Annotated in this window: 13 protein-coding genes; 7 read left to right on the top strand and 6 right to left on the bottom strand. The window is 68.7% G+C overall.

The window, feature by feature from the left end; all coding sequences use genetic code 11:
* The first annotated feature begins 8 nt into the window (after positions 1-8).
* On the top strand, positions 9-1,520 hold the full coding sequence (gene rpoN / locus ACV4UZ_RS08480) for an RNA polymerase factor sigma-54 (protein ID WP_491600457.1): 1,512 nt from the start codon (positions 9-11) through the stop codon (positions 1,518-1,520).
* A 165-nt stretch (positions 1,521-1,685) separates the two neighbouring features.
* On the top strand, positions 1,686-2,150 hold the full coding sequence (ptsN, locus tag ACV4UZ_RS08475) for a PTS IIA-like nitrogen regulatory protein PtsN (protein WP_491600456.1): 465 nt from the start codon (positions 1,686-1,688) through the stop codon (positions 2,148-2,150).
* A 144-nt stretch (positions 2,151-2,294) separates the two neighbouring features.
* Here the strand turns inward: ptsN and ACV4UZ_RS08470 are convergent, their stop codons facing one another.
* The 4 genes from ACV4UZ_RS08470 to ACV4UZ_RS08455 form a co-directional block, all read right to left on the bottom strand.
* Positions 2,295-2,525: a helix-turn-helix domain-containing protein gene (locus ACV4UZ_RS08470; protein ID WP_085374408.1), complete on the bottom strand. Its 231-nt coding sequence runs from the start codon at positions 2,523-2,525 to the stop codon at positions 2,295-2,297.
* Positions 2,526-2,731: 206 nt separating this feature from the next.
* Entirely contained in the window at positions 2,732-3,658 is a 927-nt protein-coding gene (locus ACV4UZ_RS08465; RefSeq protein WP_491600455.1) for a site-specific tyrosine recombinase XerD, read from the bottom strand.
* Positions 3,655-5,412 carry an antifreeze protein gene (locus ACV4UZ_RS08460; protein WP_491600454.1) on the bottom strand — a complete coding sequence of 586 codons (1,758 nt, stop codon included), beginning with the start codon at positions 5,410-5,412 and terminating at the stop codon, positions 3,655-3,657. Before ACV4UZ_RS08460 ends, ACV4UZ_RS08465 begins: the two co-directional genes overlap by 4 nt.
* Positions 5,393-5,533 (bottom strand): hypothetical protein, encoded by a 141-nt coding sequence (locus ACV4UZ_RS08455; RefSeq protein ID WP_491600453.1) that lies wholly within the window; start codon positions 5,531-5,533, stop codon positions 5,393-5,395. The genes ACV4UZ_RS08460 and ACV4UZ_RS08455 overlap by 20 nt, the downstream gene beginning before the upstream one ends.
* Positions 5,534-5,710: 177 nt before the next feature.
* Between ACV4UZ_RS08455 and ACV4UZ_RS08450 the strand changes: the two genes are divergently transcribed.
* From ACV4UZ_RS08450 to ACV4UZ_RS08435, 4 genes are all read left to right on the top strand, one after another.
* Positions 5,711-6,286 (top strand): shikimate kinase, encoded by a 576-nt coding sequence (locus ACV4UZ_RS08450; protein ID WP_491600452.1) that lies wholly within the window; start codon positions 5,711-5,713, stop codon positions 6,284-6,286.
* A complete protein-coding gene (aroB, locus tag ACV4UZ_RS08445; protein ID WP_491600451.1) occupies positions 6,283-7,398 on the top strand; it encodes a 3-dehydroquinate synthase in 1,116 nt (371 codons plus the stop codon). The genes ACV4UZ_RS08450 and aroB overlap by 4 nt, the downstream gene beginning before the upstream one ends.
* A 4-nt stretch (positions 7,399-7,402) precedes the next feature.
* Positions 7,403-8,674 carry an HlyC/CorC family transporter gene (locus ACV4UZ_RS08440; RefSeq protein WP_491600450.1) on the top strand — a complete coding sequence of 424 codons (1,272 nt, stop codon included), beginning with the start codon at positions 7,403-7,405 and terminating at the stop codon, positions 8,672-8,674.
* Positions 8,675-9,045: 371 nt separating this feature from the next.
* Positions 9,046-9,783 (top strand): PhoH family protein, encoded by a 738-nt coding sequence (locus ACV4UZ_RS08435; RefSeq protein WP_491600449.1) that lies wholly within the window; start codon positions 9,046-9,048, stop codon positions 9,781-9,783.
* 188 nt (positions 9,784-9,971) lie between these two features.
* On the opposite strand, the gene ACV4UZ_RS08430 is transcribed toward ACV4UZ_RS08435, so the two are convergent.
* Together ACV4UZ_RS08430 and ACV4UZ_RS08425 are read right to left on the bottom strand one after the other, a co-directional pair.
* Positions 9,972-10,640, bottom strand: coding sequence for an extensin family protein (locus ACV4UZ_RS08430; RefSeq protein ID WP_491600448.1), 669 nt, complete (start codon positions 10,638-10,640; stop codon positions 9,972-9,974).
* Positions 10,641-10,749: 109 nt separating this feature from the next.
* On the bottom strand, positions 10,750-11,073 hold the full coding sequence (locus tag ACV4UZ_RS08425; protein WP_491600447.1) for a YbjQ family protein: 324 nt from the start codon (positions 11,071-11,073) through the stop codon (positions 10,750-10,752).
* Positions 11,074-11,145: 72 nt separating this feature from the next.
* Here ACV4UZ_RS08425 and mog point away from each other — a divergent pair, with 72 nt between their 5' ends.
* The gene (gene mog / locus ACV4UZ_RS08420; protein WP_491600446.1) at positions 11,146-11,685 is read left to right on the top strand and encodes a molybdopterin adenylyltransferase; all 540 of its coding nucleotides are present in this window, start codon (positions 11,146-11,148) and stop codon (positions 11,683-11,685) included.
* Positions 11,686-11,740: the final 55 nt, after the last annotated feature.

Raw genomic sequence — 11,740 nt, 5'->3', positions numbered from 1 at the left:
GCCCCGCCATGGCCATCGGTCCCCGGCTTGATATCCGCCAGACCCAGTCTCTGGTGATGACGCCGCAATTGCAGCAGGCGATCAAGCTGCTGCAATTGTCCAATTTCGAGCTGGCCGCCTTCATCGACCAGGAGCTGGAGCGCAACCCGCTGCTGGAGCGGGAAGAGGGCGAGCGCGGTTCCGAGCCTTCCGAACCCAAGGTCGACGCTTCCGACCTTCCCGTCCTCGATTCCGCCCCCGCCGAGGCGCCGCTGCTGGACGGCATGGGCGCCGGCGGGGCCGAGGACGGCATGGACGTGGATTACGACAACACCTTCAACAACGACAGCGCGTCGGATTCCGTCCAGGACGAATCGCTCGGCCAGTGGGGCAATGTGGGTGGCGGCGGCGGCGGGTTCGACGATGGCGAATCCAACCTGGAACAGATGGTGGCGGGCGAGATTTCGCTTCGCGACCACCTGGCGGCCCAGGTGGCCATGGATATCCCGGTCCCCGCCGACCGCCTGATCGCCCTTCACCTGATCGAGATGCTGGACGAGGCCGGCTACCTGATCGGCGACCTGGATGAACTGGCGGAAAAGCTGGGCTGTACCCGCCAGCATGTGGAAGTGGTGCTGCGGCGCGTCCAGGGCTTCGACCCCGTGGGCGTCTTCGCCCGCTCGCTCAAGGAATGCCTGGGGCTGCAGCTGGCCGAGAAGAACCGCCTGGACCCCGCCATGCAGGCGCTCTTGGACAATCTGGAGCTGCTGGCCCGCCGCGACCTGCCCGGCCTGATGCGGGTCTGCGGCGTCGACGCCGAGGACCTGGCCGAGATGATCGGCGAGATCAAGGCGCTGGACCCCAAGCCGGCGCTGGCCTTCGACCATATCGTCGCCCAGCCGGTCACTCCCGACGTGCTGATGCGCCGCACCCAGGACGGCGCCTGGGTGGTGGAGCTGAACTCCGACACCCTGCCCCGCGTGCTGGTCAACACCCGCTATTATTCCAAGATCGCCGGAGCGGCGCGCAGCAAGGACGACAAGACCTACATCTCCGAGCGCTTCCAGTCGGCCAACTGGCTGGTCAAGTCCCTGCACCAGCGCGCCACCACCATCCTCAAGGTGGCCACCGAGATCGTGCGCCAGCAGGACGCCTTCTTCCGCCTGGGGGTCCAGCACCTGCGGCCCTTGGTGCTGAGAGACATCGCCACCGCCATCTCCATGCACGAAAGCACGGTCAGCCGCGTCACCTCCAACAAGTACATCGCCACGCCCAGAGGCATATACGAGCTGAAGTATTTCTTCACCCAGGCCATCGGCTCGGCCGACGGCGGCGACGCCCATTCCGCCGAGGCGGTCCGCCACCGCATCAAGGCGCTGATCGACGGCGAGGGCAAGAGCGTGCTGTCCGACGATTCCATCGTCGACGCGCTCAAAGCCGAAGGCATCGACATCGCCCGCCGGACGGTGGCAAAATACCGGGAGGCCATGAACATCGGCTCGTCGGTCCAGCGCCGGCGCGAGAAGTCGCTGGGCATGTGATTCGCCCCTCCGTCCGCCATGCTTGACTTCGGACAAGTCGGGGCCTATTTTCCGCCCGCCCCGTGGGAGAGACGGGACGGGGAGCCTGGCGCGGTAGAGTGCATCCCGCGCGCGTTATGTGAAGACCCAGCGGAACCAGGCGTTCCGCGCTCATAGGGTGGATTCATGGAAATCACCGATCTGATCAGCCCGGCCGCCGTCATTCCGAATCTGCGCGCCACCTCGAAGAAGCAGGCGCTGCAGGACCTGGCCAGGAAGGCCGCCGAGATTACCGGCCTGCACGAGCGGGCCATCTTCGACGTGCTGCTGGAGCGCGAGCGCCTGGGCACCACCGGCGTGGGCAACGGCATCGCCATCCCCCACGGCAAGCTGCCGGCCATGGAGCGCCTGTACGGCGTCTTCGCCCGCCTGGAGAAGCCCATCGCCTTCGAATCCATCGACGAACAGCCGGTGGACCTGATCTTTTTGCTGCTGGCCCCGGAATCCGCCGGCGCCGACCATCTGAAGGCCCTGGCCCGGGTGTCGCGGCTGCTGCGCGACAAGGGCGTGTGCGAGAAGCTGCGCGGCACCGACAATTCCGACGCGCTCTACGCCCTGCTGACCGAATCCCCGGCCAGCCGCGCCGCCTGATGCCGGCCGCCGCCATGGCGTGAAGGACCCCTCGCCAAGTCTCGGGATGACATGACGGACTGGTTCTGTCGTCGTCCTGAGCGCCGCGAAGGGGGGCTCGGCCGGGTGGCGGACGTTGCCGGTGACGGCCGCCCTCTGCCGTTGTCAGGCCCGAAGGGCTTTGCGGGTGACCTGATTGCGCAGGTCGGACGGCAATTGTTCCAGCAGCCGCAGCAGGGCGCCCACGCCGATGGGAACCCGCGACCGTCCGTCGGCCCAGCGCCACACCGTGGTGGGGGCGGGCTGCTGCTCTCCCAGGTCGTCCAGCAATCGGGCCAGGGCAGCCTGGGAAAGCCCCAGCCGCCGTAACGTCTCCGTGAACTCGTCGTCGGTCATGTCCGATGCTCTCCCCAACTAGAGCGAGTGATGCCCTCGCCTCGGGAGAGAATGGATAACTCCCTAAGGCGCCTACAGAATTGGCGGGGTCGCCAGGGGCTGTCAACGGAACGGAACGTGAATAAGTGGAAATGCTTATCGCGAGATCATGATTATTGCATCCATTAGATGCATATGCGCTAAGGCATAAGCGCTTATGAATATACTTAGCGCTTTGGTGGGGCCTTGCCGGCCAGGGGATGGTGGGCGCGGACCAGCCGTCCGGCTTCGTCGTCGATCAGATGGGTATAGATTTCCGTGGTGGCGATGTCGGCATGGCCCAGCATTTCCTGGACGCTCCTGAGGTCGGCGCCGCCGGCCAGCAGATGGCTGGCGAAGGAGTGGCGCAGCACGTGGGGCGACACCCTGGCGGGATCGAGGCCGGCCTGGACCGCCACCCGGGCCAGCATCTTGGCGAAGCCCGAGCGGGTGAGGTGGCCGGTGGCGCCGCCGGAGGGAAACAGCCAGCGGGACGGCCTGGCCTTCGGCACCATGGCGGCGCGCTCGGCCTTCCACTGGATCAGGGCGGCGCGGGCGGGATCGGACAACGGCACCATGCGCTCCTTCGCGCCCTTGCCGCGCACCACCAGGACCGAGGGGTCGCGGGCCACGGCGGCGAGCGGCAGCGACACCAGCTCGGAGACGCGCAGCCCGGTGGCGTAAAGGGTCTCCAGCAAAGCGGTCATCAGGATGCCGTCCCGCCCCTCCAGGGCGCGGGCGGCGTCCAGCAGGGCGGTCACCTCTTCCCGACGCAGGTACTTGGGCAGGGGGCGGCCCAGGCGCGGCGCGTCGATATTGGCGGTGGGATCGTCGGGCCGCAGGCGCTCGGCGAAGACGAAGCCGTAGAACTGCTTCAGGCAGGACAGCCGCCGCGCCTGGGTGCGGGCCGCCATGCCGATCTCCGCCTGACGGGCGACATAGGCGGCCACCGCCCGCCCGTCGGCGCTCAGGGGCCTGAGGCCGCGCCCGTCCAGGAATTCGGCGAAATCGGCCAGATCGCGGCCATAGGCGTCCAGCGTGTTGGGGCTGGCCCCGCGTTCGACCTGCATCATCTCGAGAAAGGACTCGATATGGCGGTCGAAGGGCGCGTTCATCCGCCGTTGGCCAGCACCGCTTCCATGGCCAGTTCCCGGGCCTCGCGCTCGAACCCGGCCTGACGCAGGAACACCACCACCCGGTTGATTGTGTCGGGGTCGGCGGCCTCCAGTCCGGTTTCGCCCAGGGCGGCGATGGACAGCAGTGCCGTCTCGCCCCGGCGCGCCCCCTCGGCGGCGGCGCGCAGCAACGCCTTCAGCGCCGGCTTGGGCGCGGGACCGGCGGCACTGCCGGCGGCATGGGCCACCCAGGCCGAGGCGGGGATGTTTTCCCCCACCGCCTGCAGCATGGCCAGGGTGACCACGGTGCGGCGTTCGTTCAACTGGGCGCCCTCCAGCCAGGCGCCGAACGCATCGGCCGGGCTGGGATCGAGGCCGACGCGGGCGATGCGGGTCAGCGGCCACAATCCGGCGGCGGTCTTGGCGGCGGCCGGATCGGACTTGGCCAGGGCCAGCCAGTTGCCCGCCGCCTCGGGCCGTCCCACGGCGTAAAGGGCGCGGGCCAGCACCGGGGCGATGGCGGCCAGATCGGGGGCCGGCTTCAATTCGGCGATCAGCGGGGCGTAGAGCCGGGCGGTGGCCGCGAAGGCGTGGCGCTCCGCCGCCGCCAGCAGGACCCGGGAGATCAACTCGGCCCGGGCGGGGGCGGCCTGCTCGGCGCCCACGGCACGCAGCCACAGCACGCGGCCCTTGGGGCTCCTGTCGCCCTGGGTGGCGGCGGCCTGCTGCTCGGCGGGGGTCAGGGTGACCGCCGCCATCAGGGCGCGCAGGGCCTCGGTATCGAGGATGCCCAGCGCCTCGGCCCGCTCGGCGGCGGTGATCCGATGGTCGGCGGCCATGCCGGGATTGTCGGCGATGGCGCGCAGCATGGACGGCGGCGCATTGGCGGCGGCATCGGCGGGCAGCGGCAGCTTGGCGGCCTTGAAGGCGGCCAGATGCAGCGGAGTCGGTTGCGGCAGCTTGTCCACCTTGGCCGGCGGCGTTCCGCCCATGGCCTCGGCGGCGGCGATGAAGGCGTGGTCGGCGTCCTTGCGCTCGCGCATCAGGTCGAGCGCCATGCCGGCTTCCAGCGTCTTGCCGGCCGACAGCTGGCAGAACACCGCGAGGCGCGGGTCGAGCGGCGCGCCCTGGGCCATGATCGCGGCCTCGGCGCAGGCGGCCTTGGAATCGCCGGCCAGCAGGAAGGTGTCCACCTTGAGGCGCGACAGCCCGGGCGAGGCCAGCGAGGCGGGCGCCGCCTTCAGCAGGGCGGCCAGGCCGTCGATTTCGCCCATGGCGAACAGCCGCTCGGCGCGCAGCTCCAGCAGGGACGGAGTCTGGCCGCGATTGCCGTCGGGAGCGGCGGCCGCCGACAGCAGCAGGCGGCGCGACAGGGAATGGGCCGCCCGCGAGCCGGGGGCGGCGGGCAGGGCCGGCAGAATCTTGCGGACCACGGCGGCGGAGGTACCGTGCCACATGCCCATGCCCAGACCGCCCTGTCCCTCGTCGAGGGCGCCGACGGCGTCGGGGTCGGGGGCCTTCAGCTCCTCCACCTCGAAGCGGGGAGCGGCCTTGGGCGGGCCGCCGGGGAATTCGCCGGCGGCGGAGGGCGGCGTCGCCGCGCCTTCCGGCTTGGCGGCGGGGGGCGGCGCTTCCAGGTTGGGCGAGGTCAGGATCAGCGGCTTGCCCGGCTGCTGGGCCAGGGCGGCGGGCGCCACGAAGGCGGCGCCGAGGGCCAGGGCCAGGGGCAGGGCTTTAGCGCGGGAAACGGGCATCCGGCACGACCTTCTCGATCTTCGCCGACGGGGGCGGCGGGTCCCAGGTGGACAGGAACAGTCCGCCGCCGACGAGAACCGCCAGCAGCAGGGCAACGATAAGGCCGGCAATCTTGCTCATGGGAGACGGAAGACCTCTCGCGATGGCGACATTTCTGGACAGGACCGCCGACGTGCGGCTAAAAGCGGCAGAAGCGGCCCCATTGCGTTCGTGGGCGCAGTGTATCGGCCAAGGCGGCGGGGATCAACGCCGGCTCAACGCTTTTTTGTGGGATCGGGACCGACCGTGGATCAGGGCATGGCCGACGAACTGGCGAGACTGGCGCCGCTGCTTGCGGGGCGCATCGGCCGCACCGTCGTCCTGGTCGGCCTGATGGGGGCGGGGAAGTCCTGCGTCGGCCGCCGCCTCGCCGCCCGTCTGGGCCTGGATTTCGTCGATTCCGACGCCGAGTTCGAGGCCGCCTCGGGCAGCACCATCAGCGATTATTTCACCCGCTTCGGCGAGGCCGCCTTCCGCGACGGCGAGCGCAAGGTGATCGCCCGTCTGCTGGACGGCCCGCCGGTGGTGCTGGCCACCGGGGGCGGCGCCTTCGTCGACCCCACCACCCGCGAGCGCATCAAGCGCACCGGCACCTCGGTGTGGATTCGGGCCGATCTCGACCTGCTCTTGAAGCGCACGGTGGGCCGCGACCACCGGCCGCTGCTCAAGCAGGGCGACCCGCGCGAGATTCTCGGCCGCCTGATGGAAGCCCGCTATCCCATCTACGCCGAGGCCGACATCATCGTCGATTCCACCGACGAAATCCCCGAGGCCACCGTGATCCGCGTCATGGAAGGCCTGATCGAGCATTTGAATTCGGAGAACAAGACATGAGCGCCGCCCCTGAACAGGTCCAGGTCGAACTGGGCGAGCGCAGCTATTCCATCCACATCGGCCCCGGCCTGCTGGACCGGGCGGGCGAGATGATCAAGCCGCTGATGAAGGGCGGCCGCGCCCTGGTGGTCACCGACGCCAACGTGGCGCCGCTCTGTCTCGAGCGGGTGCAGAAAAGCCTGGCCGAGGCCGGGGCGACCACCATGCACACCGTGGTGCCGGCCGGCGAGCAGACCAAGGATTTCAAGCATCTGGAGGCCCTGCTCGACGCCATGCTGGAGGCCCGGGCCGAGCGCGGAACCATGGTGGTGGCCCTGGGCGGCGGCGTGATCGGCGACCTCACCGGCTTCGCCGCCTCGATCCTGCTGCGCGGCGTGGATTTCGTGCAGATTCCGACCACCCTGCTGTCCCAGGTGGATTCCTCGGTGGGCGGCAAGACCGGCATCAACACCCGCCAGGGCAAGAACCTGATCGGCTCGTTCTACCAGCCCCGGCTGGTGCTGGCCGACACGGCGGTGCTGGATTCCCTGCCCCGGCGCCAGGTGCTGGCCGGCTATGCCGAGGTGGTGAAATACGGGGTGATCGACGACGAGCCGTTCTTCGCCTGGCTGGAGGAGAACGGGCAAAAGGTGATCGACGGCGACATGGAGGCGCGGCGCCACGCCGTCGCCACCTCGTGCCGCGCCAAGGCCCGCATCGTCGGCGCCGACGAGCGGGAAGGCGGCGTGCGCGCCCTGCTCAACCTCGGCCACACCTTCGGCCATGCGCTCGAGGCCGAGACCGGCTTTTCCGACGAGATGCTGCACGGCGAGGCGGTGGCCATCGGCATGGTGATGGCGCTGCGCCTGTCGGCCCGCCTGGGGCTGGCGCCCGCCGCCGATGCCGAGCGGCTGGAGCGCCACCTGAACGCGGTGGGCCTGCCCGCCGCCCTGCCCCGGCCCCGGCTGTGGGCGGTGGACCGGCTGATTCACCACATGGCCGGCGACAAGAAGGTCAAGGACGGCAAGGTCACCTTCGTGCTGGCCAAGGGCATCGGCAAGAGCTTCCTGACCCGCGAGGTGCCGGAGGCCGAACTGGCCTCCATGCTGGCGGAGATGGCGGCCGGGAGGTAAGGGGATGGACGAGTTGACGCTGTCGCTGGTCGCCATCGGTGTCCTGCTGGTGATGTCGGCCTTCTTTTCCGGATCGGAGACCGCGCTGACCGCGGTTTCCCGCCCGGTGATGCATCAGCTGGAACAGGACGGCAGCCGGCGCGCCCGTCTGGTCAACAAGCTGCTGGAAGCGCGCGACCGGCTGATCGGTTCCCTGCTGCTCGGCAACAACATCGTCAACATCCTGGCCTCGTCGCTGGCCACCGGCGTGCTGATCGGCCTGTTCGGCGACGCCGGCATCGCCTACGCCACCGCCGGCATGACCGTGGTGGTCGTGCTGTTCGGCGAGGTGCTGCCCAAGACCTACGCCATCTATCACGCCAACCGGGTCGCCTTGCGGGTGGCGGCCCCGGTGACCGCCCTGGTTCTGGTCTTCACCCCCTTCGTGCGGGCCATCGAAATCATCGTGCGCCTGCTGTTCCGCCTGTTCGGAGCGTCCTACGCCTCGGCGACCAGCCTGGAAGCCTCCATGATGGAACTGAGGGGGGCCATCGAGGTCCATGCCGGCGAGGAGGAGGTCAAGGAGGAGCGGCGCATGCTGCGCTCCATCCTGGAACTGGGCGACGTGGAGGTCGGGCAGGTGATGACCCACCGGCGCGGCGTGGTCACCGTCGATGCCGGCCTGCCCGCCGCCGAGATCCTCGAACTGGTGGTGGGCAGCCCCTTCTCCCGCGTGCCCCTGTGGAAGGACGAGCCCGACAACATCGTCGGCGTGGTCCACGCCAAGGACCTGCTGCGCGCCGTCCGCGCCCTGGAAGGCGACCTGGACGGCCTGGACGTGGTGGAACTGGCCTCGGCCCCCTGGTTCATTCCCGATTCCACCACCCTGCTGGAGCAGCTGCAGGCCTTCCGGTCGCGGCGCGAGCATTTCGCCCTGGTGGTGGACGAGTACGGCACCCTGATGGGGGTGGTGACCCTGGAAGACATCCTGGAGGAGATCGTCGGCGACATCACCGACGAGCACGACGTGGCGGTGGCCGGCGTCAGGCCGCAATCGGACGGCTCCTACATCATCGACGGCTCGGTGACCATCCGCGACCTCAACCGGCAGTTCGAATGGCGGCTGCCCGACGAAGACGCCGCCACCATCGCCGGGCTGGTCCTGCACGAGGCGCGGCAGATTCCCGACGTGGGCCAGGTGTTCCGTTTCTACGGCTTCCGCTTCGAGATCGCCCGGCGCCAGCGCAACCAGATCACCTCGCTCAGGGTGACCCCGCCCGCCCCGGCAAGCGACTGAGGGGGGAAGCGGCCGGGACGGCCGCGCTCCATGGGCATGGGTGGCCCGGAGCGCGGGCATCTTGCCCGCACGAGCCTGAGTGACCCCGTTCACATCCCATTAACTCCACATATGGTATGACAATCAGGTGACGGAGCCGATTTGTTGTCGACAAGCCGAGTCTCCGTTGATTAAGGTTTTTGCGGGTCGTGATCACGGACGGAGGAAATCCCGTTGATTCGCTGCTTGAGCCGAGCACCGGAAGCCGTTTCCGGACAGGGGCGCCCGCCGCAGGTGGGCCGCAGCATCCTCCGCCTCTCCCGCCAAGGGTCTCTCGTGTCGAGAGGCCCTTTTTTGTTGCCGTCTTCCTCATCCATCCGAAGGAGTCCCTGATGGCCAAGCGCGCTACGCGGGTTGCCGCGTCCAAGAATGAGCCGGTGGTGTCGCTGTATCCCGCCGAGAAGGCCTGGAGCCCGCTGGGCGAGGACGACCAGCACCGCGAGCAGAGCTACGTGCGCAAGGTCCGCCCGCAAAGCGACAATCAGCGCCAGCTGCTCAAGGCCATCAATGAGGGCAACCTGACCCTGGCGCTGGGGCCGGCGGGGACCGGCAAGACCTATCTGGCCATCTCGGCGGCGGTGGAGGCCTTCGAGGAGGGCAAGGTGGCGCGCATCATGCTGTCGCGCCCGGCGGTGGAGGCGGGCGAATCCCTGGGTTTCCTGCCCGGCGACCTGCAGGAGAAGCTGGCGCCCTATCTGCGTCCCCTCTACGACGCCCTGTCGGACCGCCTGGGCGGCAAGCGGCTGCGGGCCCTGCTGGCCGACGGCTCCATCGAGATCGCCCCCATCGCCTACATGCGCGGCCGCACCCTGAACAACGCCTTCATCGTCATCGACGAGGCGCAGAACTGCACTTACGGCCAGATCAAGATGCTGCTGACCCGGCTGGGCTGGCACTCCACCATGGTGCTGACCGGCGACCCGGACCAGAGCGACCTGCTGCCCGGCATGTCCGGGCTGGCCGACATCGCGGCGCGGCTGTCGGACCTGCCCGACGTCGCCGTGGTGCATCTGAACGAAAAGGACATCGTCCGCCACCCGCTGGTGGCCAGCATGCTGACGGTGCTGTAGAGCCACTTTCGGTGTCGCCGGAGAATTTTGGCGGCCGGTGAGTTCACCACAGAGGCGCAGAGACACAGAGAAAGCACAGAGGAATAAAACTGTTTATCTTTTTCTCGGTGCTTTCTCTGTGTCTCTGTGTCTCTGTGGTTCAATCCACAGTGTCCAAAGGAGAGCCGTTTCCGGCGTGAGGCCATTCCTCACATGGAACACAGCTTGTGCGGGCCGATGTCCAGGTGCAGGTGGTCGGCGTGCAGCTTGTTGTGGTTGGGGGTCAGCACCACGTTGAAGTGCTCGCAGGATGCCCGGGCCACCGCGTGGAGGAAATCGCTCTTCTTGCCGGCGCCCTGCCAGTCCTTCTTCACCGAGATCATGGTGCCGTCGGCCAGTTCGAAGCCGCCGATGTCGATGGCCTGGCCCTTGCCGTGCTCGGACAGGCGGCCGCCCCGGCTTCGGCCCTCGCCCGAGGACGCCACCGTGGTTTCCGTGCGGCGGCTGCGGCAGTCATAGGTTCCCATGTGGTGGAGCCTGGCCACCCTCTGGCCGAAGATGCGCTGGGCCGCGGCCTGCACCACCTGGGTCTCGAAGCGCTCGACGGTGCGCGCCATGGAGCACGACATCACGCCGGGACGGTTCCATGCCGCCCCGGAATTGGCGGTCACCCTCACCGGATTGGCGATGGCGCAGGAACCCGGATTGCCGAACGCCGCCTGCGGCTCGAACGCCACCCGGCGGTCGCGCAGATCCTTGAGGCAGGCCTGGTCGGGGTCGAGGATGGGGGGCGGCGCGGCCAGCCGGGGCGGCGGCGGCGAGGAGCACGCGCCCAACAAGGCCAAACCCACAACGGCGAAGACGAGACGTTTGGACAAGGTCGTGATTCCGCAGCGCCAGAATCCAATTATCTAGCGCAATTACGGCCGGAAAGTCACGGAATATCTTAGAAACCGCGCGGAACCCGTTGTAAGTCTTAACGTATGGTTAACCGAGCTTGACCGCCGTGCCGTTGGCCGAGACGATCAGCATGGTCTTGCCGTCGCCCGCCACCGTGTCGTAGTCCAGATCGACGGCCACCACCGCGTCGGCGCCCAGTTGAGCGGCCTGGGCCTGCATGTCGGACAGCGCCGCCTCCTTGGCCTGGCGCAGCACCGTCTCGTAGGCGCCCGAGCGGCCGCCGACGATGTCGCGCACGCTGGCCATCATGTCGCGGAAGATGTTGGTGCCCATGACCGCGTCGCCGCAGACGATGCCGAGATAGGCGGTGATGCGCTTGTCCTCGACGGAATCGGTGGTGGTGATGATCATGCTGCCCTCGTGCTCTTGACCCGGCCCATTGAGGTCATCACACTCCGTGATCCTTTTCCAGGAGAATTCGTCATGACCGAACAGCCCGTCCCCATCGGGGTCGTCACCATCTCGGACCGCGCCAGCCGGGGCGTCTACGAGGACAAGGGCGGACCCGCCATCATCGCCGAGATGACCCGCTTCCTGTCCACGCCCTGGCGTCCGGTGGCGCGCGTCATCGAGGACGAGCAGGCGCTGATCGAGGCGACGCTGAAGGAACTGGCCGATACCGAGGGCTGCGCCCTGATCGTCACCACGGGGGGCACCGGCCCGGCGCCCCGCGACGTGACGCCCGAAGCCACCGAGGCGGTGTGCGACAAGATGATGCCGGGCTTCGGCGAGCTGATGCGCAGCGAAAGCCTGAAGGTGGTGCCCACCGCCATCCTGTCGCGCCAGACGGCGGGCATCCGGGGCAAAAGCCTGATCATCAACCTGCCGGGCAAGCCTTCGGCCATCGCCGATTGCCTGAACGCGGTGATGCCGGCGGTGCCCTATTGCATCGACCTGATCGGCGGTGCCTTCATCGACACCGACCCGGCGGTGTGCAAGGCCTTCCGCCCCAAGGCCAAGTAGGGGAAAGCGGGCGGGACGCCCGCGCCCCATTGGACGTTCGGAGCGCGGGCGTCTC

Source organism: Paramagnetospirillum sp. (assembly GCF_058402745.1).
This window is presented reverse-complemented; position numbering and strand designations above follow the sequence as displayed.